The sequence below is a fragment of the Rathayibacter sp. AY2B9 genome, from assembly GCF_002931595.1.
In the GTDB taxonomy this organism is placed as follows: domain Bacteria; phylum Actinomycetota; class Actinomycetes; order Actinomycetales; family Microbacteriaceae; genus Rathayibacter.
The window spans coordinates 83,986-110,426 of record NZ_PSUB01000007.1 but is presented as its reverse complement, the minus strand read 5'-3'; the positions used below and the strand labels follow the sequence as shown (position 1 = coordinate 110,426).

The following is a 26,441-nucleotide window of genomic DNA, read 5'->3' as shown; positions in this document are numbered from 1 at the left end:
GACGGGGCGGCGTCCGGGACGGGTGAGAGGCCCGCCCGTACGATGACGGGGTGACCTCCCCGACCCGATCCGACGACGCCCTCGACCTGTTCGGGGAGCCCGCCGCGCCGGAGCCGCGACCGCGTCGACGGCGCGGGGCGGTCGTCGCCGGTCTCGTCGCTGCGACCGTGCTGGTCGGTGGAGGCGGTGCCTACGCGACCAACGCCGCGACCGCGGAGCTGCCGACGGCGAGCGCCGTCGCGGTGGACCCCGTCTCGAGCACCGTCGACGCGCCCGCTCCGGCCTGGCCGGCCTACGGCTCCGGCGCCGTGGCGGCCGTGGGCATCGACGGGACGGAGGAGGACGGGCTGCTCGCCCGCTACGGCTCCACCGGAACCGTGCCGACGGGGAGCATCGCCAAGGTCGTCACCGCTCTCGTCGTCCTCGCGGCGAAGCCGATCGCAGAGGGGACGGACGGGGAGACCATCACCTTCACGAGCGCGGACGTGCAGTACTACAACGACACCCTGGCCGAGAACGGCTCGAACGCTCCGGTCACCGCGGGTCTGCAGCTGACCGAGCGGGAGGCGCTGACCGCCATGATGCTCCCGTCCGCGAACAACTACGCGAAGTCCCTCGCGATCTGGGCGTACGGCTCGGAGGACGCCTTCCTCGCCGCGGCGCGCGGCTGGCTGGACGGGCAGGGGCTCGAGCGGACCTCCCTCGCCGACACCAGCGGGCTCTCGCCGGCGACGGTCAGCACGACGGCCGAGATGGTGCGCCTGGGCGAGCTGCTGATCGCGGACCCGGTGCTCGCTCCGATCGTCGCGATGCCGACCGCGGTCATCCCGGGGGTCGGCGAGGTCGACAACACCAACTCGCTCCTCGGCCGCTCGGGAGTGGACGGGATCAAGACGGGGACGACCGACGAGGCGGGCTCGTGCCTGCTGTTCTCGCTCGACGCGACCGTCGAGGGCCGGCCGGTCACCCTGGTCGGCGTGGTGGTGGGCGCGCGCACGCACCCGCAGCTCGCCGCGGACGTGCTGACCCTCGTCCCGACCGTCGAGGCGGGCTTCCGGACCGTCCCGCTGACCGTCGAGGGGCAGGAGTACGGCACCCTCACGAGCGCCTGGGGGGAGACGGCGACGGCCGAGACCGCGGAGGCGCGGTCCGTGCTGGTGTGGGGTGCGGTCTCGACGTCGACCACGGTCGCCCTCGATCCGCTCGAGACCGTCGCCGACGGCGAGCGCGTGGGGACCGCGACCGTCGACGTCAACGGCACCCCGTACGAGCTTCCCCTCGTCGCCGACGGGTCGATCGAGGACCCGGGCTTCGCCTGGCGCCTCGGCCACCCGGCCGAGCTGTTCGGCTGAGCGCGGGGCGAGCCGCCGCCTCCCGGGAGCGGATCAGGCCAGGGGATCCGCGGCCCGGTCGCCGACGATCCGCACGCCGGCGGTCGCGATGTCCTCGGCGACCTCCTCCGGCGTCGCGTTGCCCGGCACGACCGAGCCCGGCTCCGAGGCCGCGGCATCGGTGCTCCAGCGCTCGGCGGAGGGCCGTTTGGCGGTGATGAAGTCGCCGGAGGACTGGTGGCGGACTCGGCGCAGCACCCAGGGCACGAGGTACTCCCGCGCCCACTGGATGTCCTCCGTGCGGGCGGCACGCCACGTGCGGGCGTGCAGCGGCTCCGGGGCGAGGGGGCGCAGGTCGTTCTCGACGTTCAGCGACTCGAGGACCATGCGCGCGACCTCGTGGTGGCCGTGCGGGTTGAGGTGCAGGCGGTCCGGCGCCCACATCCGCACGTCCTGGATCTCCTGGAGGGACCACTGGTCGGCGACGATGCAGTCGTACCGCTTGGCCAGCGCCCGCAGGTTCTCGTTGTAGATCGCGACCTTCCCGCGGATCCGCCCGAACACGGGGGAGAAGCCCACGTCCACTCCGGTGAAGAGGACGACGGTCGCCCCGTCGGAGCGGAGCCGGGCGAGGCCCGACTCGAAGCGGGACGCGATGTCGTCGGGGTCGGTCCCCGGGCGGATGACGTCGTTCCCGCCCGCGGAGATGGTGATGAGGTCGGGGCGCAGCTCCAGGGCGGGCTCGACCTGCTCGTCGACGATCTGCTGCAGGAGGCGGCCGCGCACCGCCAGGTTGGCGTAGGCGAAGTCCTCGTTCTGGCTGCCCAGGACCTCCGCCACGCGGTCCGCCCAGCCGCGGTGCCCGCCGGGGCTGCCGGGCTCGGGATCGCCGATCCCCTCGGTGAAGGAGTCGCCCAGGGCGACGTAGCGGGACCACGGATGACGCTGCTCGACCATCCCTCCATCATGCTCCGCACCCGGCCGCCGGTGGCACGGCGCGACACGCCGTGCGCCTCCCGGCGGGCCGCGGAGACCGAGCCGCTGTCGGAGGCGTCGGCTAGATTCGGTCCACGTGAACAGTCCCTCGAGCTTCGGTCATCAGGTCGGCACCTCCGCCGCTGAGCACCTGTCCCCGTCGTTCCCGGGCAGGGCACCGTGGGGTACCGCGAACAAGCTCCGCGCCTGGCAGGCGGAGGCGCTCGAGGCCTACTTCCAGCACGAGCCGCGCGACTTCCTGGCCGCCGCGACCCCGGGCGCGGGCAAGACCACCTTCGCGCTGCGGCTGGCCGCCGAGCTGCTGCACAACCGCACGGTCGACCGGATCACCGTGGTCGCGCCGACGGAGCACCTCAAGCGCCAGTGGGCCGAGGCCGCCCACCGCGTCGGCATCCGCCTGGACCCGACCTTCACCAACCGCATGGGCCGCCACGCCCGCCACTACCACGGCGTCGCCGTCACCTACGCGCAGGTCGCCGTCCGCGCCGAGCTCCACCGCGAGCTCACCCTGTCCGGGCGCACCCTCGTCATCCTCGACGAGGTGCACCACGCCGGCGACGCGCTCAGCTGGGGCGACGCGGTGCGCGAGGCCTTCGAGCCCGCCGTCCGCCGGCTCTCGCTGACCGGGACGCCGTTCCGCTCGGACACGGCAGCGATCCCGTTCGTCAGCTACCTGCCGGACGAGGAGGGCATCCGCACCTCGCTCACCGACTACGCCTACGGCTACGGCCGCGCGCTCGCGGACGGCGTCGTCCGGCCGGTGCTGTTCATGGTCTACGCCGGGCAGATGCGCTGGAAGTCGAAGGCCGGCGACGAGATGGAGGCGCGCCTCGGCGAGGGCAACACCAAGGACATCACCTCGCAGGCCTGGCGGACCGCGCTGGACCCGAAGGGCGACTGGATCCCCTCTGTCCTCCGCGCCGCGAACACCCGCCTCACCGAGGTGCGGCGCGCCGTGCCCGACGCCGGGGGCCTGGTCATCGCGACCGACCACTACACCGCGCGCGCCTACGCCGCGATGCTCCGCGAGATCAGCGGCGAGACCGTCACCGTCGTGCTCTCCGACGAGAAGGAGGCGAGCGACCGGATCGAGGAGTTCGCGAAGGACACCAGTCGCTGGATGGTCGCGGTCCGCATGGTCTCCGAGGGCGTCGACGTGCCGAGGCTGGCCGTCGGCGTCTACGCGACATCGGCGTCGACTCCTCTGTTCTTCGCCCAGGCGATCGGCCGCTTCGTGCGCGCGCGGCGCCGCGGCGAGACCGCCTCGGTGTTCCTCCCGAACGTGCCCGGCCTGCTCGCGCTGGCGGGCTCGATGGAGCTGCAGCGCGATCACGCCCTCGACCGCAGGACCTCCGACGACGAGGAGTACCCCGAGGCCGACCTGATGGCCGACGCCGAGCGCAGCGACAAGGCGTCCTCCGATCTCCTGGAGGAGGGCCGCTTCGAGTCGATCGGCTCGGCCGCCACCTTCGACCGCGTCGTCTACGAGGGCGCCGAGTTCGGGATGGAGGTCGAGGTCGAGAGCGAGGAGGAGCTCGACTTCATCGGCCTGCCGGGGCTCCTCGAGCCCGACCAGGTGCGGGAGCTGCTCCAGCACCGGCAGCAGCGGCAGGCCAAGCGCGCCGGCAGCCGCGCGGGCGCGGCGGCCCCGGCCGAGCCGGCGAGCGAGATCCCGGCGCCGCTCTACCGCACGCTCAAGGAGCAGCGCAGCCTGCTCAACTCCCTGGTCGGCCTGTGGGCACGGGGGACGGGCGAGTCGCACGGCCAGGTGCACACCGAGCTGCGCCGGCTCTGCGGCGGACCCGCGGTGGCGCAGGCGAGCGTGACCCAGCTGCAGGCGCGGATCGATCTCCTGCGGCGCAGGCTCGGCTCGCACTGATCGCGGTGCGGCGCCCCGGTCCGTGGCGACGTGGCCCTGACGACGGGGCCGATCGCTGCTCCCGCCCAGCCCGGCCGGCCCCTCCGCGTGGGCCGGACAGCCCCTCCGGCGCGTTCTAGCCGATGCACCCGGCGCGGCGCCAGCCCTCCCCGGCGGACCGGGCGCGACCGTACTGTTCGAGCGTGACCCACCGGAACGACCTGCCCGCTCACGCGCCCGCAGGACGAACCGGACGGCGGTTCCGGCCGCCGGTCGTGACCACCGGAGGAGGACCGCGCGATGAGCGCTGACCGTCAGGGGAATGCTCGAGACACGCTCGCTAAGCTGAGCAGTCGGTCCGTCGCGGAAGTGACGGACCATCACCCCCGACGTCGGGCATCCGCAGACCGCACATCGGCGTCTCCCGGACTGTCCGAGAACAATCCCCTGAGGAGTCTCGTGGAGACCTGGCCCGGAACCGCCTACCCGTTGGGCGCGACGTTCGACGGAAGCGGCACGAACTTCGCCCTGTTCAGCGAGATCGCCGAGCGCGTCGAGCTGTGCCTCTTCGAGGAGGACGGCACCGAGACGCGCGTCGAGATCCAGGAGTCGGACGCCTACGTCTGGCACTGCTACCTCCCGCAGGTCCAGCCGGGCCAGCGCTACGGCTTCCGCATCCACGGACCGTACGACCCCGATGCCGGCCACCGCTGCAACCCGAACAAGCTGCTGCTGGACCCCTACGCGAAGGCGATCTCGGGGGAGATCGACTGGGACCAGTCCCTCTTCTCGTACACCTTCGGCGACCCGGACTCGACGAACGACGAGGACTCGGCGCCGCACATGATGATGGGCGTCGTCATCAACCCCTTCTTCGACTGGGCCGGTGACCGCCGCCCGCGCACCTCCTACGACAGCACCGTGATCTACGAGGCGCACGTGAAGGGGCTCACCAAGACGCACCCCGACGTGCCGGAGGAGCTCCGCGGCACCTACGCCGGAGTCGCCCACCCCGCGGTGATCGACCACCTCAAGCACCTGGGCGTCTCGGCGATCGAGCTCATGCCCGTGCACCAGTTCGTGAACGACTCCACGCTGATGGACAAGGGCCTCTCGAACTACTGGGGCTACAACACGATCGGCTTCTTCGCACCGCAGAACACCTACTCCTCCACGGGCGACCAGGGCCAGCAGGTCCAGGAGTTCAAGAGCATGGTGAAGGCGCTCCACGCGGCCGGCATCGAGGTCATCCTCGACGTGGTCTACAACCACACGGCGGAGGGCAACCACCTCGGCCCCACCCTGTCGTTCCGCGGCATCGACAACGAGGCCTACTACCGCCTCGTCGACGACGACAAGCGCTACTACATGGACTACACCGGCACCGGGAACACCCTGAACGTGCGCCACCCGCACTCGCTCCAGCTCATCATGGACTCGCTGCGCTACTGGGTGACGGAGATGCGCGTCGACGGCTTCCGCTTCGATCTCGCCTCGGCGCTCGCACGCGAGTTCTACGACGTCGACCGGCTCTCCACCTTCTTCGAGCTCGTCCAGCAGGACCCGGTGGTCTCGCAGGTGAAGCTGATCGCCGAGCCGTGGGACGTCGGGCCCGGCGGCTACCAGGTGGGCAACTTCCCGCCCCAGTGGACCGAGTGGAACGGCAAGTACCGCGACACGGTCCGCGACTTCTGGCGCGGCGAGCCGTCGACGCTGGGGGAGTTCGCCTCGCGCCTCACCGGCTCGGCCGACCTCTACGCGCACTCGGGCCGCTACCCGGTCGCCTCGATCAACTTCGTCACGGCGCACGACGGCTTCACCCTCCGGGACCTGGTCTCGTACAACGAGAAGCACAACGACGCCAACGGCGAGGACGGCAACGACGGCGAGTCGCACAACCGCTCCTGGAACCACGGCGTGGAGGGGCCCACGGACGACCCGCGGGTGCTCGCGCTCCGGGCGCGCCAGCAGCGGAACTTCCTCGCGACGATGCTGATCTCCCAGGGCGTCCCGATGATCCTCCACGGCGACGAGCTGGGCCGGACCCAGAACGGCAACAACAACACCTACGCCCAGGACAGCGAGCTGACCTGGATCGACTGGGCGCACGCCGACCGGCCGCTGCTCGAGTTCACCGCGGCGCTCATCCGCCTGCGCGCCGAGCACCCGACCTTCCGCCGCATGCGCTTCTTCGACGGCCGCCCCGTCCTGCGCGGCGACGGCGAGCCCCTGCCCGACATCGTCTGGTTCACCGCTGCCGGCACCGAGATGTCCCCGTCCGACTGGGACTCCGGTCTCGGCCGATCGGTGGGCATCTACCTCAACGGCAACGGGATCCGCGAGCGCGACCAGCGCGGACGCCCGGTCACCGACGACAGCTTCCTCCTGTACTTCAACGCCGACGACGTCGACGTCGAGTTCGCGATCCCGAGCGACGAGTACGCGCTCGAGTGGAGCGTCCTCGTCGACACCGCCGGTGCCGAGGCGGACTCGATCCCGCGTCCGGCGGGGGCGATGCTCACCGTCCAGGCGAAGTCGCTCGTCATCCTCCAGGAGCACAGCACCCCCGAGCCCGAGGTCGACCACTCGGTCGCCGCCTCGCTCGCGTCCCTGGCGGCCACCTCGGCCATCCCGATCGTCTCCTCGACGGGACCCACCAGCCCCCACGCCGAGTCGACCGACTCCGCGACCGCACCCTCGACAGGAGCCTGACGTGCGTCTGCCCGCCTCCACCTACCGCCTCCAGATCCGGTCGGCGTTCGACCTCGACGACGCCGCCCGCGTCGCCGACTACGTGCGCGCGCTCGGAGCGGACTGGCTGTACTTCTCGCCGCTGCTGAAGGCCGAGCCCGGCTCGGACCACGGCTACGACGTGGTGGACCACACCGAGGTCGATCCCGACCGCGGTGGCGCGGCCGGCCTGGCGAACGCCTCGGCCGCGGCGCGGGCGGAGGGCCTCGGCGTCCTCATCGACATCGTCCCCAACCACATGGGCGTCGCGACCCCGAGCGAGAACTCCTGGTGGTGGGACCTGCTGAGGAACGGGAAGTCCTCCCGCTACGCCACCGCCTTCGACATCGACTGGGAGGCGGGGGGCGGGAAGCTGCGCGTGCCGATCCTCGGCGACGGTGCGAGCGAGGGCGACAGCGACAGCGAACTCGACGCGCTCGAGGTCGTCGGCGACGAGCTGCACTACTACGAGAACCGCCTGCCGATCGCGCCCGGCACCGCCGAGCCCGGCGACTCCGGCCGCACGGTGCACGAGCGCCAGAGCTACGAGCTCGTGAACTGGCGCCGCGCCGACGCGGAGCTGAACTACCGCCGCTTCTTCGCGGTGAACACCCTCGCCGCCATCACGGTCGAGCGGCCCGAGGTGTTCGACGCCTCGCACGCCGAGATCGTCCGCTGGTTCACCGAGGGGCTCGCAGACGGCCTGCGCGTCGACCACCCGGACGGCCTGGCCGACCCGGGCGGATACCTCGACGACCTGGCCCGCGCGATCGGCGGCGCCCCGGTCTGGGTCGAGAAGATCCTCGAGGGCGACGAGGAGCTCCCGCCGCACTGGGCGACCGTCGGCACCACGGGCTACGACGCCCTGGCCGACGTCGACCGCATCCTGGTCGACCCCGACGCCCGCCCCGTGCTGGAGGGCCTCGACGCCGAGCTCACGGGGAACGGCGCCCCGCTGCAGTGGGCCGACCTCATCCACGACACCAAGCGCGGCATCGCCGACGGCATCCTCCGCTCCGAGGTCCTGCGGCTGGCCCGCCTGATCCCCGGCATCGAGGGAGCGGACGACGCGCTGGCGGAGCTCCTGGCGACCTACCCGGTCTACCGCAGCTACCTCCCCTACGGAGCGGAGCACCTCGAGCACGCCCGCGTCGACGCCGTGCGCCGCCGTCCCGAGATCCGCGCGACCATCGACGAGGTCGCCGCGGCGCTCGGCGAGACCGGCACTCCGGTGTCCGTGCGCTTCCAGCAGACCTCCGGCATGGTGATGGCGAAGGGCGTCGAGGACACGGCGTTCTACCGCTTCAGCCGCCTCACCTCGCTGAACGAGGTCGGAGCGGACCCGGACGAGTTCGCGATCGACCTGGTCGAGTTCCACCGCCGCCAGGCCGTGCGCCAGGCCTCGTTCCCCGCCTCGCTCACCACGCTCTCGACCCACGACACGAAGCGCGGCGAGGACACCCGTGCCCGCATCACCGCACTGGCCGAGGACCCGGAGGCGTGGGCGGCGACGCTCCGCGAGCTCCACGACCTCGTCGGCTTCGGCGACGGCCCGATCGAGCACCTGCTCTGGGAGGCCGTCGTGGGGACCTGGCCCGCCAGCCGCGAGCGCCTGCACGCCTACGCCGAGAAGGCGTCGCGCGAGGCCGACGACTCGACGCACTGGACCGCTCCTGACGAGCAGTTCGAGAAGCGGATGCACGCGGCGATCGACGCGGCGTTCGACGAGCCCGCCGTCCGCCGGCTGGTCGAGCAGACCGTCGAGCGGGTGTCGGCCGCCGGCTGGTCGAACGGCCTCGCCGCGAAGCTCGTGCAGATCACCGCCCCGGGCATCCCGGACGTCTACCAGGGCAGCGAGCTCTGGGAGACCTCCCTCGTCGACCCGGACAACCGCCGCGAGGTCGACTTCGGGCAGCGTCGAGCGCTGCTGGAGCGGATCGACGGCGGCTGGAAGCCCGCGATCGACGCCGAGGGAGCCGCGAAGCTCCTCGTCACCTCACGCGCCCTCCGGCTCCGCCGCGACCGCCCCGAGCTGTTCACCCGCTACGCCGCCGTCCCCGCGATCGGGCCCGCCGCCGAGCACGCGATCGCTTTCGACCGCGGCGGCGCGCTGACCGTCGCGACCAGGCTCCCCGAGGGCCTCGCCGCTTCGGGCGGGTGGAACGGCACGGTCGTGGTCCTGCCCGGGCACCCGATGGAGGACGTCCTCACCGGCAGCACCTTCGCGGGAGGAGTGACTCCGGTCGCCGAGATCCTCGCCGACTACCCCGTGGCACTGCTCGCCCCGGTCTCCTGACCGGTTCCGCCACCGCACCGCAGACCGATCCGACCCCTCCTGGAGACAGCAGTGATCAGCACGACTCCCTACCGCTACGCACTCCCGACGACCGGTCCCGAGCGGTTCGACGTCTGGGCCCCCGAGGCCTCGACGGTCGAGCTCCTCCTCGGCGGCGACTCGTCGCTGACGATGACCCGCCACGGAGACGACGGATGGTGGCGGGCGCCCGCGTCGGCCCCGGCCACCGGCGAGGTCGACTACGGGTACCGGGTGGACGGCAGTGGTCCGCTGCCGGACCCCCGCTCGCGCCGCCAGCCGAAGGGCGTGCACGAGCTCTCGCGCACGTTCGACCCCTCGGCGCACGAGTGGGGCGACTCCGCCTGGACCGGGCGCGAGCTCGCCGGCGCCGTCATCTACGAGCTGCACCTCGGCACGTTCACACCCGAGGGCACCCTGGACGCGGCGGCGGAGCGCTTCGAGCACCTGCGCTCGATCGGCGTGGACTTCATCGAGCTGCTGCCGGTCAACGCGGTGAACGGAACGCACAACTGGGGCTACGACGGCGTCCTCTGGTACGCCGTGCACGAGCCGTACGGCGGACCCGAGGCGTACCAGCGCTTCGTGGACGCCGCCCACCGCGCCGGCCTCGGCGTGGTCCAGGACGTCGTCTACAACCACCTCGGCCCGAGCGGCAACTACCTGCCGGAGTTCGGCCCCTACCTCAAGAACGAGAAGGCCAACACCTGGGGCAGCTCGATCAACCTGGACGGCGAGGGTTCGGACACCGTCCGCGGGTACATCATCGACAACGCTCTGATGTGGCTGCGCGACTACCGCGTCGACGCCCTGCGCCTGGACGCGGTGCACGCCCTCTCGGACGAGCGGGCCGTGCACGTGCTCGAGGAGATGGCGAGCGAGGTGGCCGTGCTGTCGGCCCACGTCGGGCGCCCTCTGACGCTGATCGCCGAGTCCGACCTCAACGACCCGACGCTGATCACTCCGCGGGAGGCGCACGGCTACGGGCTCGACGCGCAGTGGAGCGACGACTTCCACCACGCGGTCCACGTCGCGCTGACAGGGGAGACCACGGGCTACTACGAGGACTTCGCGCCGCTCGGCGCCCTCGCGAAGGTGCTGACCCGGGGCTTCTTCCACGACGGCACCCTCTCGACGTTCCGCGGCCGTCACCACGGCCGTCCGGTGGACACCGAGCACATGCCGACCTGGCGCCTGGTGGTCTGCAGCCAGAACCACGACCAGATCGGCAACCGGGCGGTCGGCGACCGTCTGACGGCGTCCCTCGACGAGGGCCGTCTCGCGATCGCCGCTGCTCTGACGCTGCTGGGCCCTTTCACTCCCATGCTGTTCATGGGCGAGGAGTGGGCGGCGTCGACCCCGTGGCAGTTCTTCACCTCGCACCCGGAGAAGGATCTGGGCGAGGCGACGGCGAAGGGCCGCATAGAGGAGTTCGCGAAGATGGGCTGGGACCCGGAGGTCGTGCCCGACCCGCAGGACCCGGAGACGTTCCTTCGCTCGCGGCTCGACTGGTCCGAGGTCGGGGAGGGGCGTCACGCCCGCACCCTCGAGGTGTACCGCGAGCTGGCGGCGATCCGCCGCCGCTACCCCGAGCTGACGGACCCGCGCTTCGGGTCGCTCCGCGTGGAGTTCGACGAGGAGGCCCGCTGGCTGGCTCTCGGCCGCGGTCGGGTGACCGTGGCGATCAACGTCGGCGAGTCCGCCGCCCGCATCGCCCTGCCGGAGGTGGCGGAGACGCTGCTCGGCGTCGGGGAGTACGCGGTGCAGCCCGGGGACACCGAGGTGGACCTCGGCGCCTCCTCGCTGCTGGTGACGCTGAGCGCCTGAGCGCCTGAGCGCCTGAGGTCAGTGGCGGCCGGCTGTTCAGGTGGCCGGCTGCCGCTGTCCTGAACGGCCGCCTCGGGCCCGAGCGCTCAGAGCGTGACCGCGGCGTACTCCGTCGCGGTCACGACCCGCACTCCCTCGTCGTGGACGAGCAGGAGCGCGCGGAGGGGGATGGCCCGCTTGTGGCACGCCGCCGCCAGGTGACGGGCGAGGACCCGATCGGTCTCGCCGAGGAAGGCGCGCCCGGGACGTTCCAGGGCGAAGGCGAGCGAGCCCACGTCCTGGTGCGCCACGGCCTTGGCGAGGGTGGCGACGATCCGCTCGGTCTTCTCCTCGTCGGGGTGCACGGGGAGCCCGTCCACCGGGTAGAGGATCGGCAGCTGCACGCCGTCGCGGTCGAGGAAGATCGGCCACAGCGCCCGGCGGTAGGCCGGTCCGATCAGCGAGGAGACGCGCTCGCGCAGCTCGCGGTCGTTCAGGAGCGGCGCATCGAGGTGCGGAGCGGGAGCGGCGTGGTCGAGAGTGGTCATGGTGTCGCTTTCTCGTGGGGCGAGCGGGCGGTGCCGCTGAGGGGTCATCGGAAGTTGCGGGAGGTGGTGCGAGCGCCGACCGTGAGGGTCTCGAACCTGTCGGCGAGGAGGTTCGTCACCCCCTCGTCGGAGCGCTCGAGGATCCCCCTGACCAGCAGGGCGGGTGCCTCGCGGGCCACGCGGCGGTAGCGGTTCCATACTCCGACGGAGCAGATCACGTTGAGGATCCCGTGCTCGTCCTCGAGGTTGAGGAAGGTCACTCCACCGGCTGTGGAGGGACGTTGGCGGTGGATCACGACCCCGCCGACCTCGATCCGGGTCCCCGAGGGGATGGCGGGGAGATCGGCCGAGGAGCGGGCGCCGCGGCGAGCGAGTCCCTCGCGGAGGTGGCGCAGCGGATGGTCGTCGGGCGAGATGCCGGTGGCCCAGAAGTCGAAGACCACGCGCTCCTGAGGGGAGAGCATCGGCAGGAGCGGGGGCTGCACGACGACCGTGGAGCCGGCGAGGAACTCCTCGCGGTCGCCTGCGGCGGTGCCGGCCTCCCAGAGCGCCTGCCGACGCTGCAGACCGAGCGAGTCGAAGGCGCCCGCGGCGCCGAGGGCCTCCAGCTGAGCCGCGGTCGTGCCGACCCGACGCGAGAGGTCGGCCATGCTCGCGTAGGGTCCGCCGCGTTCGCGCTCGGCGACGATGTGCTCGGCGAGCGCGGTGCCGATGCCCTTCACCCCTGCCAGCCCGAGCCGGATCAGGAAGCCGCTGTCGCGCCTGTGGTCGTCCGTGTGGAAGTGCTCGGTGCGGTCGAACAGTCCCGTGGGCGGCTGATCGGCGCGGAGGCAGTCGTCGCTCCCGTAGGCGGCGCCGCCCCTCCGGCGTGCGGGGGCGTCCTCCTTCGCCTCGAGCCCGGGAGGCGCCAGGGAGCGGTTGACGTCGGGCGAGACGACCTCCACTCCGTGACGCCGGGCATCGGCGACCAGGGTGTGCGGGGCGTAGAAGCCCATGGGCTGCGCCCTCAGCAGCGCGGCGGTGAACGCGGCGGGGTAGTGCAGGCGGAGCCAGGCGCTCGCGTAGACCAGCAGGGCGAAGCTGATCGCATGGCTCTCGGCGAAGCCGAAGTTCGCGAAGGCCTGGATCCGGAGGTAGATGTCGTCCGCGACCTCGCCCGTGATGCCGTTGCGGGCCATCCCCTGGTAGAGCCGCTCGCGGAGGGTCTCGATCTTCTCGGTCCCGCGCTTGGACCCCATCGCCCGGCGCAGCAGGTCGGCGTCCTCCGCGTTGCAGTCGCCGACGGCCACGGCCACCTGCATGAGCTGCTCCTGGAAGAGCGGCACGCCGAGGGTGCGCTTGAGCGGCGTCACGAGGAGGGGGTGCTGGTACGTCACCGGCTCCTCGCCGAGCTTGCGACGGATGTAGGGGTGGACCGCACCGCCCTGGATGGGGCCGGGGCGGATGAGCGCTACCTCGATCACCAGATCGTAGAAGCGGCGCGGCTGCAGCCGGGGGAGGGTGCCCATCTGCGCCCGGCTCTCGACCTGGAACACCCCGATCGAATCGGCGCGGCAGAGCTGGTCGTAGACGCCCTTCTCCTCCCGGGGGAGGGTGGAGAGGTCCCACTTCTCGCCGACGTGCTCGGCGACGAGGTCGAACGTGTACTGCAGGGCGGCGAGCATCCCGAGCCCGAGGAGGTCGAACTTGACCAGGCCCATCCAGGCGCAGTCGTCCTTGTCCCACTGCAGGACGGTGCGGTCCTCCATCCGGGCGGGCTCGATCGGGCAGACCTCGCCCACGGGCCGGTCTGTCAGCACCATGCCGCCGGAGTGGATGCCCAGGTGCCGGGGCGTGCCCAGCACCCGGGTGGTCAGGGCGACCACGTCCTCGGGGATGTCGTGGTCGGTGCTCTCGGTGACGGACCCCCACCGCTCGACCTGCTTCGACCAGCCGTCCTGCTGCCCGGCGCTGTATCCGAGGGCCTTGGCCATGTCGCGCACGGCGAACTTGGGCCGGTAGGTGATGACGTTGGCGACCTGGGCCGCGTTCAGACGTCCGTACTTCCGGTAGACGTACTGGATCACCTCCTCGCGCCGCTCCGAGTCGAAGTCGACGTCGATGTCGGGCTCCTCGTCGCGGATGCTGGAGAGGAACCGCTCGAACGGCAGGTCGTAGAAGATCGAGTCGACCGCTGTGATGCCCAGGACGTAGCAGACCGCCGAGTTGGCGGCCGAGCCGCGTCCCTGGCAGAGGATGCCGTTCCGCTTGGCGTAGTGGACGATGTCGTGGACGATCAGGAAGTAGCCCGGGAAGTCCTTCTGTTCGATCACCGCGAGCTCCTTCTCGAGGCGCGCGAGGACGTCGGCGTCGGCGCGGGGGTACTTGGCCGGCACGGCCTCGCGCACGAGCTCGCGCAGCCAGCTCATCGAGGTGTGCCCCTCGGGGACCTCCTGGCGCGGCAGCCGGGGCCGGACTCGGCCGAGCTCGAAGGCGATCTCGTCGGCGACGCGCACCGTGTTCTCCACGGAGCCGGGGTAGCGGCCGAAGCGCTCGGCCATCTCGGCGCCGGAGCGCAGGTGGGCGCCGCCCGCTGCGGGGAGCCAGCCGTCCATCTCGTCGAGGCTCCGGCGTGCTCTGACCGCGGCGAGGGCCGTCTGGAGGGGGCGCTCCTCCGGCCGGGCGTAGTGCACGTTCCCGGTGGCGACCGTCCGCAGCCGGAGCTTCTCGGCGATCGCCGCCAGCTGGTCGTTGGCGCGCGAGGCGAGGGGATCCCCGTGGTCGTACAGCTCCACGAGGACGTTGGCGGGACCGAAGAGCCGGACGAGCTCGCGCACCTCCTGCTCGGCCGCGGCCACTCCTGCGGCGGCGAGCGCTTGACGGACCGCTCCCTTGCGGCAGCCCGTCAGCACGATCCAGTGGCCGTCGGCGGCGCGCGCGAGCTCCTCGAGGTCGTAGCTCGGCTTGCCCTTCTCGGCTCCGGCGAGCTGGGCGGTGGTGATCGCACGGGCGAGGCGGTGGTAGCCCTCCTCGCGGCGCGCGAGGACGAGCAGGTGGGTCCCCTCCGGATCGGCGACCCCGTTCTGAGGCGAGGTGAGCCCGATCGAGAGCTCGGCTCCGAAGGCCGTGCGGACGGCGTGCCCCTGCGCGGCCTCGGCCATCCTCACGATGCCGTAGAGGCCGTCGTGGTCGGTGAGCGCGAGAGTGTCGATGCCGAGCCGGACCGCCTCCTCGACCAGCTGCTCCGGCTTGCTCGCCCCGTCGAGGAAGCTGAAGTGGGAGTGAGCGTGCAGCTCGGCGTAGGGCACCGGATGAGCCGGCGGCCGGACGTCGTCCCCTGCCACGTAGGCGGGGCGCTTGTGCGACCAGGCCGGACTGTCGCCGCCGTCGCCCCGGACGACCGTGCCGTCGGCTCGCTTGCCGCTGGAGAGGCGGCGCTCGAACTCCGACCAGGGGATCGGCGGGTTGTTCCAGCCCATCGGGGCTCCTTCGGTGCTCGTTCGCGGTGGTGGAGGGATGCTCCGGTTCAGTCGTAGCGGGCCTCCGCTGCCCAGACCCCGTCGAGGCAGAGCAGCAGCCAGGCGACACCGGCGGCGTCGACCACCTGGAAGCGGTCGTAGCGGACGGCGGTGCTCGGATCCCACCAGCGCTCGTCGATCGGCCAGGGACCCGCCCATCCGGCCAGGGGCTCCAGGCGTGCCTGAGAGGTCCCGGGGGTGAAGTAGGCGGGCACGGAGCTGAGGGCGCCGCGCTCGTCGACCGCGACGGGTTCGCCCCTCGGTCCGCGGACGAGCACGGCCGCGGGCTCCGCGAAGACCGTCGGCGGGAGGGGCGGCGGCAGGGAGCCGGGCCAGGGCAGGGTCCTCGGCCGTGCGTCGCCCGGCTCCCGGTCGCCCCAGGGGATCAGGTGCTGGCGGTCGCGGAGGGATCGACCCCCTCCGATCGACGCGGTCATCACGGCCTCGTGCCCGAGCATGCTCTGCACTCGGCTCAGCCCGTGGTGGACGCGCTCCTCCGGAGCGGTGCCCCAGAGACCCTGCTCGTGGTTGCCGATCGCGTCGACCGCCTCGGGCTCGACGCACAGCCGCGAGATCGGCGCTCCGAGACCGGTGTCGATCTCCCCGCTGCCCTGCAGCTGCCAGCGGACTCGGTCGAGCACGTCGCCCGGGGTGAACCATCTCGGGTGCAGCCAGCTCCGGGAGGAGACCTCACCGCGCTCGCTGACGACCTCGATGCGGATGGCGGTCGCGACCAGCTGTGCGCGGGTGAGCCCGGCGACGAACTCCTCCGCGGGGACGCGGAAGGCGAAGGCGGCCTGGTCGATGCGGTCCAGAGGGGGCTCGAACTCCATCGCCCGGTCGAGACGCTCCGGCGGGAGCCGGGGCACCACCGTCTCCGACTCCGCACCGGCGGCGAGGAGGTGCGCGTGGGCGCCCTCCGGTCCGAACCGGGCGGCGACGTCCTCGCGAGGGAGGGCGGCGAAGTCGCCGAGGGTGCGGACGCCGAGTCTGCGCAGGAGCGCCACCAGGTCGTCCCCCCGGCGGGGAGCACGGGCAGGGGCTGCGACGGACTCGGTCTCGAGGGCGTCGAGCGGGAGAGGAGCGAGGAAGCCTGCCGCTGCTCCTGGGGGCACGACGGCGACGGGGCGGCCGGAGTGCTTCGCGGCGAGCTCGGAGGCGAAGAGCCCGTCGGCGATCCCGATGCGGGCGTCGGGGAGACCCAGCTCGGCCAGCCGCTGCAGGATCGCCTCGGCCGCGCTCTGCTCGCTCCCGTAGTAGCGGCGCGGACCGCGGGCGCGGATCGCGCACAGACCGGGCCTGATCAGCTGGACGCCCGGGGTGATCTCCTCGAGCGCCTGGATGAGCGGCTCGAACGCCCGGTGGTCGAGCACCGGGTCGTACGGGAGGACGGCGAGACCCGTGCAACGGGACTGCGCCTCGCGCACGCGCATGCCCCGCCGGACCCCCTCCGCCCGGGCAGCGGGGGAGGAGGCGAAGACCAGGCTCTTCTCCGTGAGGGCCAGGGGGTGCTCGTCGCTGAGGCCGGCGTCGGCGGCGGCCGCGAGGAGGGGCCAGTCGGGGCACCAGACGAGGATCGTCCGCCGCAGCTCGGGTGCGCTCGCCATCTCAGACCGCCCGCTCGTGCAGGCGGCCGTGCTCGACCCGGAAGCCGAAGGCGCTCTCGACGCCGGGCATGCTCATCCGCACCGTGCGCACCCGGGTGCCGGCCCGGCCGACCACATCGACCATCGCCTCCCGGGAGCGCAGGTAGCCGTGGCCGTCGCCGAGCCCCTCCCAGCGGCTGCTGCGGATGCTGAGCCGCGCCTCGGCCTGGGGCCACTCGCCGAGGACCACGAGCGCGGCACCCCGCTGGCGCAGTCGTGCTCCCAGACGCGAGACGTCGGCCGAGGAGACGGAGGCGGGCGGACGGGTGAGCACGACGGTCAGCACATCGACCAGAGCGGCGGTGACGGTGAGCCAGTGCTCGGCCGGTGCGGGCACGAGCACCAGGCGCTCGAGGTCGATCCCCATGCCGGCCGCGGCCTCGGCCCCGAACTCCGGGACGCCCACCACGCCGCACCACGAGCCCTCGGCGGACGGGCCGGCGAGCAGCCCCATCGCCAGACTCATCGAGCCCTCCACCGAGTAGGCGGCACCCTGCTTGAGCGAGCCGCCCGGGAGCACGGAGGAGAAGGCCGGCAGGGTGGCGAGGCTCCTGGTCTCGAGAGTGGTCGCCTGCATGTCCCGGATGCGGGACTGCAGCTCCTTCACCGACGCGAGCTGCCGCAGAAGGGGCTCTGCGGCCTCGGCCGTCTCCGCGGAGACGAGGGGTGAAGGGGGGCTCATCTGCCCATGTTCGAACATGTGTTCGAGTATGTCAATCGCCACCGACATCCACCGGCGAGCTGCTCGGACCCTTCCGCGACCGCCCGGCGAGGCGCACTGAGGAGGAGGTTCCAGACGTCCCGGGCAGTCTCGCATCCGCCTACGACATCCCCGTCCGGGGGCGTTCTCCACCGGGTCTCGGCGAGGGAGGGCCTCCTGCCGCGCCTCTACCATGGGAGCCATGTCCGACGCCCTGCTCGACCCCGCCGACTCCGACGCCACCGCCCCGGCCGCGCCGCGCAGAAGGACCCTCGTGGTCAAGATGGGGTCCAGCTCGGTCACCAAGCAGTCGGGTCCGGATCCCGTTCTCCTGGCCAGCGCGCTCGAGAGCGCCTTCGCCGCCCGCGCGCTGGGCTGGGACGTCGTGCTGGTCTCCTCCGGCGCCGTCTCCTCGGGCCGGGCGCTCTTCGCCCGCTCGCAGGAGGAGCCGATCAGCGCCCGCCTGGCGGCAGCGGTGGGCCAGACCGTCCTGATGGGCTTCTACCGCTCGGTGGCCGAGCTCTCGGGCGCCCTGGTCGCGCAGATCCTCATCGGCGAGTCCGACCTCGCCTCTCCCCGGCAGATGGCACACGTCGCCGAGGCGATCCGCCACGCCCTCGACGCCGGAGTCGTGCCCGTGGTCAACGGCAACGACACGATCGACTCCGCCGGCTCGGACAACGACGGCGTCGCCGGCGGATTGGCGATGCTCCTCGGCGCGGACCTGCTGCTGCTGCTCACCGACGTCCCCGGCGTCTTCGCCGGCAGCATCGCCGAGGGCGTGCACCTCGAGGAGCTGGGCATCTCGGAGCTGCGCCGCATCGGCGTGCAGAAGGGCGGCACCGGCCGAGGGGGCATCCGCTCCAAGCTGCGGGCCGCCGAGCTCGCCGCGCACAACGGCGTCTCGACCAGGATCGCCGGGGCGCGCACCCCCGAGGTCATCCTGGGCGCCCTGGGAGGGCCGGGCCCGGGCACCCTCGTCCGCGCCGTGCACGCGCATCCGCCCGTGGAGCAGCGCTGGATCTCCGGAGTGGCCACCGGCCGCGGCCGCGTCGAGATCAACCTCGAGGCCGAGCGGAGCATCGGAGCCGGCTCGAGCCTGTTCGCCTCGGGCATCAAGCGCGTCTCCGGCGAGTTCGGCGGCGGCGACGTGATCGAGGTGCGCGCCCTCAGCGGAGAGCTCCTCGCGCGCGGCGTCTCCCGCGTCTCCTCGCGTCTGCTGACCCTGGTCCGCGCACTCCGGGTCGACGAGATCGCTCGCGTCTTCGTGGCGGTCCTCGGGCATGCCGCCACGACGGCGCCGTCGGGGAGTCCGGAGGGGGAGGAGAGGCCGCAGCTGACCCGCGCTCTGGAGTACGCGCGCACTCTCTCCTCCGAGCACGCGCGGGCCGTCGCGATGGAGATCGTCTCCCTCTTCCCTGCCGAGAGCATCTCGGCCCTGCTGGGACAGGGCGCGGGGGAGGGCGAGCTCGTCGAGCGCTACACCCGCCTCGTCCGCACCCTCGCCATCGTGGAGAACGAGAACCTGGCCGTCTTCCGCTCCTGACCGCCGGTGGCGCGCCACGTCTCAGTGCATTTCGCGCCTTCGCGTCATGATCGCCGTTCTCCGGTGTCTTCCTGGTGATGGCGCCGCTCCTGGGCGCCCCCGACGGAACGGATCATCGATGAGCGTCCCCACTTCCACAGCCGGCCACTTCCGCGAGTCCGACATCACGCCCGAGAGCTTCGAGACCGAGAGGCTCGAGCGGCGGCTCGCCCTGCTCGAGGCCTCGATCGCCCAGGGGGAGCGGGCACTGCTGAGCCGGGTCGACCCGAGCAGCGGAGCTCCCCTCCCGGGCGCCTGCGGGGGGCACCGAGCCCAGCTGGTCAGCAACCTGACGACGGAACGGGCCCTCGCCGACCGCATCCGGGAGATGCTCGCCGCTCGGAGCTGACGGGGTGCGTACGGCACGATGGGGCCATGGTCACCATCACCGTCGCCGGTCTCGCCCAGCACTTCCACCCCGCCGAGCGGGGCACCGTCCGCCTCGAGATCCGGCGCGAGTCGCGATCCCGGCCCCAGGCGCTCGCCGAGGTCACCGCCCTGCACGCGCGGGTCCGTGAGGAGGCGGCCGCCGAGCAGGCGTCCGGCGCCGCCACCTGGTGGTCCTCCGATCAGATCTCGGTCTCCTCGATCCGCCGGTACATCAAGGACTCGGACGTCACGCAGCTGTTCCATGTCGCGGCCGCCGGGGTCCGGGTGAAGTACCGGGACTTCGCGGCTCTCGGGCGCTGGGTCGGCTCGATCTCGGAGGTGCCGGGGATCCAGATCTCGGGGGTCGACTGGGACGTGACGGCGGCACGACGTGCGGGCATCGAGCGCGAGGTCCGCACCGCTGCCGTCCGCGACGCGCGCGAGCGGGCCGAGGCCTATGCGGCGGCCCTCGGCCTGACCGAGGTGCGGGTGCTGACCCTCTTCGAGCCGGGACTGCGGCCGCACACGCGCATCGAGGGCGGCTCGGCGATGATGAGCCGCGCCAAGGCGTTCTCCTCTCCTGAGGAGCCGTTGGCCCTCAAGCCGGAGGACATCGAGGTCACCGCCTCGGTCTCCGCCGACTTCGAGGCGCACTGACGCGGAGACGCGACCGGGCGACCGGTTCCGCTGCGGACGGAGAGCGCCTGCCTGCACCTGCGACCCGCTGATCGTCTGCATGGCGACCCCGAGAGTCGCCCCGAGGCGACCGACCATCGGCTCCACGACGACCCCTCTCCGCCCCGATCAGCGGGCACGCGACCACCATACGTGTATTGAGGACTCCTCGGGAGCGCTGTCGCGGTTCGGCGACCGCCGTGCACACCCTCCGGGAATAGCGGGGGACCCCCGTGCGCTGAGGCAGGCATGGTCTCGCGCATCGGCTTCCTCTCCTTCGGCCACTACCAGTCCGTCCCCGGGTCTCAGACCCGCTCTGCTCGCGACGTCCTCCTCCAGACGATCGAGCTCGCGGAGGCGGCGGAGGAGATCGGCATCGACGGCGCCTAAGTCCGCGTGCACCACTTCGCGCCGCAGCTCGCCTCGCCGTTCCCGCTGCTGGCGGCGATCGCCGCGCGCACCCGCCGCATCGAGATCGGCACCGGGGTCATCGACATGCGCTACGAGAACCCGCTCTACATGGCGGAGGAGGCGGCCGCCGCCGACCTGATCTCCGACGGCCGGCTCGAGCTCGGGGTCAGCCGGGGATCGCCCGAGACCGCCCTGCGCGGGTCCGAGGCGTTCGGCTTCGTCCCCCCGGAGGGGATGACCGACGCCGACCTCGCCCGGCAGAAGGTGCGCATCCTCCGGGAGGCGCTCGCCGGAGCGCCGGTCGCGCAGTCGGATCCGGCGATGACGCGCCAGTCGCTCCCGCTCTCGATCGAGCCGCGCTCGCCCGGCCTCGAGGACCGGATCTGGTGGGGTGCCGGCAGCTTCGCGACCGCGCGCTGGGCGGCCGAGCAGGGCATGAACCTGCAGTCGTCGACCCTGCTCCTGGAGGAGGAGGGCGTGCCCTTCGACGAGCTGCAGGCCCGCCAGATCCGCGAGTACCGCGCCGCGTGGAGCGAGGCGGGCTGGGAGCGCACCCCGCGCGTCTCCGTCTCGCGCAGCGTCCTCCCGATCACGAGCGATCTCGACCGCCTGTACTTCGGCGGCCGCGGTGAGCAGGACCAGGTCGCCACCCTCGAGGGCGTCCGCGCCCGCTTCGGCCGCAGCTACACGGGCGAGCCGGACGCCGTCGCCGCCGAGCTCGCTGCGGACGCCGCCGTGCAGGAGGCGGACACGCTGCTGCTCACCGTTCCCAACCAGCTCGGGGTCGAGTACAACGCGCGGCTCCTGCGCACTGTCGTGGAATCTATCGCTCCGGCTCTCGGCTGGTCGCCGGCAGCAGTGGGCGTCTGACACCGAGGCTCGGTCCGTGCGGGAGGGCCCTGCGGTGCAGGAGCGCCCGTCCGCTGCAGAAGCGCCCGTCCGATGCAGCAGACGCCCCGCCTCTTCGGGAAAGAGCGGGGCGTCTGCTCTCTCCGCCCGCCGCATCCCTCCCACCGGCACGAGGAGGGAGGTGCCGGAAACGACGGAACCCCCCGCCTCTCCGAGGAGAGACGAGGGGTTCCGATCAGTGTGTCCGAGGGGGGACTTGAACCCCCACGCCCTATACGGGCACTAGCACCTCAAGCTAGCGCGTCTGCCATTTCCGCCACCCGGACGAGTGTTTCCTTCGACCTGCGTTTCCGCGGCCGAAGAAGACATTAGCACGGTTCCGGAGCCTCTCACGCCACCTCGCGGCGCACCGGCCTCCGCGCGCCGTCGAGCCCGCGCCGGTACCGTTGCCCGCATGTCCGACAGCATCGACAGCGCGCCCGTGACCGACAGCACCCTCGACGAGACGGCGCTCATCGCGCGCGATCTCATCCGCTTCGACACCAGCAACTACGGCGACGGGAAGGCGGAGCCGGAGCGCCCGGCTGCGGAGTACGTCGCGGCGAAGCTGCGCGACCTCGGCCTCGAGCCGGAGCTGATCGACTCCGACCCGGGACGCACGAGCGTCGTGGCGCGGGTCGCGGGGGAGGACCGCGAGCGCGGCGCCCTCGTCGTCCACGGGCACCTCGACGTGGTGCCCGCCATCGCCGACAACTGGAGCGTCGACCCGTTCGGCGGCGAGATTAAGGACGGCATGCTCTGGGGCCGCGGCGCGGTCGACATGAAGAACATGGACGCGATGATCCTCGCCTCGCTCGGCGACATCCTCCGGGAGGGGCGGCGCCCCTCCCGCGACCTCGTCATCGCCTTCTTCGCCGACGAGGAGGCGGGCGGCGTGCGGGGATCGGGATTCCTGGCCCGTGAGCGGCCCGAGCTGTTCGCCGGAGCGACCGAGGCGATCAGCGAGGTCGGCGGCTACTCGATCGAGCTGGCCGGCAAGCGCGCCTACCTCGTGCAGACGGGCGAGAAGGCGCTGATGTGGCTGACCCTCCGCGCGCACGGCACGGCGGGGCACGGCTCGCAGATCAACTCCGAGAACGCCGTCACCCGGCTGGCGCAGGCGATCGCCCGCATCGGCAGCGAGGAGTGGCCCACCCGCCTCACCGACACCACACGCGAGCTGCTCGACGAGGTCGCCCGCCTGCTCGGCCACGACCCTCAGCGCAGCACTCCGGAGGAGCTGGCACTCGCCACCGGCACCGCCTCGCGCTTCATCGCCGCGACGCTGCGCACCACCGCCAATCCGTCGATGCTGTCGGCCGGCTACAAGGCCAACGTCATCCCGGACACCGCGGAGGCCACCATCGACGTGCGCGTCCTCCCCGGCGAGGAGGATTCTGTGCTCGAGCGCCTGAAGGTCCTCGCGGGCGAGAACGTCGAGATCCTCGTCCAGCACCGCGACATCGGACTCGAGGTGCCCTTCGCCGGCCCCCTCGTCGAGAGCATGGCCGCCTCGATCCGCCGGTTCGATCCGGGCGCCGAGGTCCTCCCGTACCTGCTCTCCGGAGGCACCGACAACAAGGCGCTCTCGACGCTCGGCATCACCGGATACGGGTTCGCGCCGCTCCAGCTGCCGTCGTCCCTGGACTTCCCGGCGCTGTTCCACGGGGTCGACGAGCGCGTTCCACTGGACGCACTAGTGTTTGGCAGGAAGGTCCTGACCGATCTCCTGCTGAGCTCCTGACGGCGCCGCGGACCGGGTCAGCACCGACCGATCCCGACCGACTGCTGGCCGACGACGCCCCAGCCCTCCTCGAAAGTGACGCATGGGCCTGCTCGACGCGCTGATCCTGGGACTCGTCCAGGGTCTGACCGAATTCCTCCCCATCTCCTCCAGCGCCCACCTCCGGATCGTCAGCGAGCTGCTGCCCGGTCTCGGCGGCCGCGACACCGGAGCCGCGTTCACCGCGATCACGCAGCTGGGCACCGAGACCGCCGTCATCATCTACTTCTGGCGCGACATCGTGCGGATCGTGTCGCACTGGGCGCGCTCCCTCGTCGGCCGGATCCCGCGCTCGGACCCGGACGCCCGCATGGGCTGGCTCATCATCCTGGGCAGCCTTCCGATCATCGTCCTCGGCCTCGTCTTCCAGGACGCGATCGAGACGACCCTCCGCTCCCTGTGGGTGGTGGCCACCACCCTCATCCTCTTCGGCATCCTGCTCGGCATCGCCGACGCGGTCGGCGCGAAGAAGCGCCGCCTGCGCGACCTGGGCGTCCGCGACGGCCTGATCTTCGGAGGCGCGCAGGCGCTCGCCCTGATCCCCGGCGTCTCGCGCTCGGGAGGCACCATCACCGCAGGCCTCTTCCTCGGGTACGAGCGCAAGGCGGCGGCGCGCTACTCCTTCCTCCTCGCGATCCCCGCGGTGTTCGGCAGCGGTCTCTACCAGCTGTACAAGAGCATCAGCGACCCGGTCGTGCTCCCGAACCAGGTCCAGGTCGGCGGGCTCGAGACCCTCGTGGCGACCATCGTCGCGTTCGTGGTCGGCTTCGTCGTGATCGCGTTCTTCATGAGCTACATCTCCCGCCGCAGCTTCCTCCCGTTCGTCGTGTACCGCATCGTCCTCGGCGTCGTCCTCATGGTCGCGCTCGCCACCGGCCTGATCGCCGCCTAGATGCGCGCCTGGACCGCCGCCGACGTCCCCGCCCTGCCCGGCCGGGGGAGCGCACCGCGCCTGCACGACACCGCGACCGCCGGCCCCGTCGAGCTCGACGCGCCCAGCGGAGTCGCGAGCCTCTACGTCTGCGGCATCACGCCCTACGACGCCACCCACCTCGGGCACGCGTCGACCTACCTCGCCTTCGACACGGTCCAGCGCGTCTGGCTCGACGCGGGCTACACGGTCGAGTACGCCCAGAACGTGACCGACGTCGACGACCCGCTGCTCGAGCGTGCGACGGCCACCGGCGTCGACTGGCGCGACCTCGCCGAGGAGCAGGTCGAGCTGTTCCGCGGCGACATGGCCGCCCTGCGCGTCCTGCCTCCGCAGCACTACGTCGGAGTCACCGAGACCGTGGATCCCATCGCGGAGGCGGTCGCCCGCCTGGAGCGCGACGGCGTCGCCTACCGCGTCGCTGCTCCGGACGCGGCGGAGGAGGGCGCGAGCGACCTCTACTACGACATCGCCGCGGCCGAGAGCGCCGTCTGGCACCTGGGCAGCGAGAGCCGGCTCGACGCGGAGTCGATGGCCCGCTTCTCGGCGCTGCGAGGGGGCGACCCGGAGCGCGCCGGCAAGCGCGACCCCCTCGATCCGCTGCTCTGGCGGGCCGAGCGCGCCGGCGAGCCCGCCTGGGACGCCGAGGTCGGCCGCGGCCGTCCGGGCTGGCACATCGAGTGCTCGGTGATCGCCCTCGACCGGCTCGGACCCGAGTTCACCCTGCAGGGCGGCGGCAGCGACCTGGTCTTCCCGCACCACGAGTTCAGCGCCGGCCACGCCGCTTCGCTGTCCGGCCGTCCTCTGGCCCGCGCCTACGCGCACGCCGGGATGGTCGCCTACCAGGGCGAGAAGATGAGCAAGTCGCTCGGGAACCTGGTGCTGGTCTCACGTCTGCGGAGCGAGGGCGCGGACCCGCGGGCGATCCGCCTCGCGCTCCTCGCGCACCACTACCGCTCCGACTGGGAGTGGCTGCCCGAGGACCTGCCGTCGGCCGAGGCGCGCCTGGCGCGCTGGGAGTCGGCCCTCGCCGCCGTCGGACCGCGCTCGGCGCTCGAGGTGCTGGCGCAGCTGCGCGAGGCGCTGGCCGACGACCTCGGCACTCCGGCCGCCCTCGCCGTCGTCGACGCCGCACTGACCGAGGGCGTGGACGACCCGTCGCTCCTGCGCGACGCGGTCGACGCCCTGCTCGGGGTGCGCCCGGCCTGAACCCCGTAAGGCTCGAGTCCCGTAAGCCTCGAGTCCCGGACGGCTCGAGTCCCGTCGGGGGCGAGTCCCGTCAGGGCGGCCGGGAGGGTCATCGGCCGGAGCGGTCCCGTGATCGACGACCGTCTCGGACGAGCGGGCGCCGGCGGAGGCTACGGCCGCCAGGGCTCCTCGCCGGAGCGGCCGTCGCCGCGGCGGCGCAGGTAGCGCTCGAACTCCTGGGCGATCGCCTCGCCGCTCGCCTCGGGCGAGTCGACGGTGTCGCGCGCCTGCTCGAGCTGGGCGATGTACGACGCCATCTCCTCGTCCTCGGCGGCGAGGGTGTCGATGCCGCGCTCCCACTCCTCCGCCTCCTCGACGAGGTCGCCGCGGGGGATCGCCAGGCCGACGACCTCCTCGAGCTTCTCGAGCAGCGCCAGCATCGCCTTGGGCGAGGGCGCGTTGTGCACGTAGTGCGGGACGGAGGCCCAGATCGAGACGGCGGGGATGCCGACCTTCTGCGCGGCCTCGCCGATCACGCTGAGGATGCCGACCGGCCCCTCGTAGCTGGAGCGCTCGAGCTCGAACGAGCTCCGCAGCTCCGCGTTCTCGCTCGAGGCGAAGATGGAGATCGGCCGGGTGTGCGGGACGTCGGCGAGCATCGCGCCGAGGAAGACGACGGCGGAGATGTCGATCGCGAGCATGGCGTCGACGACCTCGGCCGCGAAGCTCTTCCAGCTGCGCGAGGGCTCGGTGCCGATCATGAGGTACAGCGCGCTCTCGGCGTCGACCGAGGTGTCGGCCGGGCCGAAGATCTGGGTGCCGGGCCAGGCGAGGCTGCGGCGGCCGTCCTCGCCGATCGAGAGCATGGGGCGGGTGTACTGGAAGTCGTAGTACTGCTCGGCGTCGACGGCGAAGAGGGGCACGTACTCCCCGGCGTCCTTGACCAGCCGCAGCGCGCCGCTGGCGGCGTCCCCGGCGTCGTTCCAGCCCTCGAAGGCCACGACCAGGACGTTCCCCGTGATCACGTTCATAGGCAGGATCTCCGCGTTCGGCTCGATGTGCGGGGAGCGCACACCGCGCCTGTCCCTCCGTCCAGGATAGGACCGCCCCCGGCCCCGCCCGTCCCGTCCGGCGGGATCGGCCGCGCTGTTCGCTCTCGGCCCGCGGCCGGGGAGGGGCGCGGCC

Annotated in this window: 17 protein-coding genes, 1 tRNA gene and 1 pseudogene; 12 read left to right on the top strand and 7 right to left on the bottom strand. The window is 72.4% G+C overall.

What is annotated here, in order from left to right; translation table 11 throughout:
• The first annotated feature begins 50 nt into the window (after window positions 1-50).
• A complete protein-coding gene (locus tag C5C25_RS08660) occupies window positions 51-1,352 on the top strand; it encodes a D-alanyl-D-alanine carboxypeptidase family protein (protein WP_104250354.1) in 1,302 nt (433 codons plus the stop codon).
• 33 nt (window positions 1,353-1,385) lie between these two features.
• On the opposite strand, the gene C5C25_RS08655 is transcribed toward C5C25_RS08660, so the two are convergent.
• A complete protein-coding gene (locus tag C5C25_RS08655; protein ID WP_104250353.1) occupies window positions 1,386-2,288 on the bottom strand; it encodes an SGNH/GDSL hydrolase family protein in 903 nt (300 codons plus the stop codon).
• A gap of 115 nt (window positions 2,289-2,403) precedes the next feature.
• Here C5C25_RS08655 and C5C25_RS08650 point away from each other — a divergent pair, with 115 nt between their 5' ends.
• From C5C25_RS08650 to treZ, 4 genes are all read left to right on the top strand, one after another.
• Window positions 2,404-4,206, top strand: coding sequence for a DEAD/DEAH box helicase (locus tag C5C25_RS08650; protein WP_104237466.1), 1,803 nt, complete (start codon window positions 2,404-2,406; stop codon window positions 4,204-4,206).
• A gap of 438 nt (window positions 4,207-4,644) precedes the next feature.
• A complete protein-coding gene (gene glgX, locus C5C25_RS08645) occupies window positions 4,645-6,897 on the top strand; it encodes a glycogen debranching protein GlgX (RefSeq protein ID WP_104237465.1) in 2,253 nt (750 codons plus the stop codon).
• Window position 6,898: 1 nt separating this feature from the next.
• On the top strand, window positions 6,899-9,211 hold the full coding sequence (gene treY, locus C5C25_RS08640) for a malto-oligosyltrehalose synthase (protein ID WP_104250352.1): 2,313 nt from the start codon (window positions 6,899-6,901) through the stop codon (window positions 9,209-9,211).
• Between the two features lie 51 nt (window positions 9,212-9,262).
• Window positions 9,263-11,056, top strand: coding sequence for a malto-oligosyltrehalose trehalohydrolase (treZ, locus tag C5C25_RS08635; RefSeq protein ID WP_258069376.1), 1,794 nt, complete (start codon window positions 9,263-9,265; stop codon window positions 11,054-11,056).
• A gap of 86 nt (window positions 11,057-11,142) precedes the next feature.
• Here the strand turns inward: treZ and C5C25_RS08630 are convergent, their stop codons facing one another.
• From C5C25_RS08630 to C5C25_RS08615, 4 genes are read right to left on the bottom strand one after another with little or no spacing between them, the layout of a single operon-like run.
• A complete protein-coding gene (locus C5C25_RS08630) occupies window positions 11,143-11,583 on the bottom strand; it encodes a hypothetical protein (protein WP_104221992.1) in 441 nt (146 codons plus the stop codon).
• 44 nt (window positions 11,584-11,627) lie between these two features.
• Entirely contained in the window at window positions 11,628-15,041 is a 3,414-nt protein-coding gene (locus tag C5C25_RS08625; protein ID WP_104250351.1) for an error-prone DNA polymerase, read from the bottom strand.
• Window positions 15,042-15,088: 47 nt separating this feature from the next.
• Window positions 15,089-16,687, bottom strand: coding sequence for a DNA polymerase Y family protein (locus C5C25_RS08620; protein WP_104250350.1), 1,599 nt, complete (start codon window positions 16,685-16,687; stop codon window positions 15,089-15,091).
• Window position 16,688: 1 nt separating this feature from the next.
• Window positions 16,689-17,408, bottom strand: coding sequence for a hypothetical protein (locus C5C25_RS08615; protein WP_104250349.1), 720 nt, complete (start codon window positions 17,406-17,408; stop codon window positions 16,689-16,691).
• A 220-nt stretch (window positions 17,409-17,628) separates the two neighbouring features.
• Here C5C25_RS08615 and proB point away from each other — a divergent pair, with 220 nt between their 5' ends.
• The 4 genes and pseudogenes from proB to C5C25_RS08595 all read left to right on the top strand — a co-directional run bounded on the left by proB (window position 17,629) and on the right by C5C25_RS08595 (window position 21,336).
• Window positions 17,629-18,972, top strand: coding sequence for a glutamate 5-kinase (gene proB / locus C5C25_RS08610; RefSeq protein WP_181133672.1), 1,344 nt, complete (start codon window positions 17,629-17,631; stop codon window positions 18,970-18,972).
• 118 nt (window positions 18,973-19,090) lie between these two features.
• A complete protein-coding gene (locus C5C25_RS08605; protein ID WP_104250347.1) occupies window positions 19,091-19,360 on the top strand; it encodes a hypothetical protein in 270 nt (89 codons plus the stop codon).
• Between the two features lie 26 nt (window positions 19,361-19,386).
• A complete protein-coding gene (locus C5C25_RS08600) occupies window positions 19,387-20,037 on the top strand; it encodes an SIMPL domain-containing protein (RefSeq protein ID WP_104225267.1) in 651 nt (216 codons plus the stop codon).
• 267 nt (window positions 20,038-20,304) lie between these two features.
• A pseudogene (locus C5C25_RS08595) lies at window positions 20,305-21,336 on the top strand (LLM class flavin-dependent oxidoreductase).
• Between the two features lie 220 nt (window positions 21,337-21,556).
• On the opposite strand, the gene C5C25_RS08590 reads toward C5C25_RS08595, so the two are convergent.
• Window positions 21,557-21,641 (bottom strand) — tRNA-Leu (locus C5C25_RS08590).
• Between the two features lie 128 nt (window positions 21,642-21,769).
• Between C5C25_RS08590 and C5C25_RS08585 the strand changes: the two genes are divergently transcribed.
• From C5C25_RS08585 to mshC, 3 genes are all read left to right on the top strand, one after another.
• Window positions 21,770-23,098: a M20/M25/M40 family metallo-hydrolase gene (locus tag C5C25_RS08585; RefSeq protein ID WP_181133671.1), complete on the top strand. Its 1,329-nt coding sequence runs from the start codon at window positions 21,770-21,772 to the stop codon at window positions 23,096-23,098.
• An 82-nt stretch (window positions 23,099-23,180) separates the two neighbouring features.
• Window positions 23,181-24,029, top strand: coding sequence for an undecaprenyl-diphosphate phosphatase (locus C5C25_RS08580; RefSeq protein ID WP_104222008.1), 849 nt, complete (start codon window positions 23,181-23,183; stop codon window positions 24,027-24,029).
• The gene (gene mshC / locus C5C25_RS08575) at window positions 24,030-25,277 is read left to right on the top strand and encodes a cysteine--1-D-myo-inosityl 2-amino-2-deoxy-alpha-D-glucopyranoside ligase (RefSeq protein ID WP_104222010.1); all 1,248 of its coding nucleotides are present in this window, start codon (window positions 24,030-24,032) and stop codon (window positions 25,275-25,277) included.
• 149 nt (window positions 25,278-25,426) lie between these two features.
• Here the strand turns inward: mshC and C5C25_RS08570 are convergent, their stop codons facing one another.
• On the bottom strand, window positions 25,427-26,287 hold the full coding sequence (locus tag C5C25_RS08570) for a proteasome assembly chaperone family protein (RefSeq protein WP_104250394.1): 861 nt from the start codon (window positions 26,285-26,287) through the stop codon (window positions 25,427-25,429).
• Window positions 26,288-26,441: the final 154 nt, after the last annotated feature.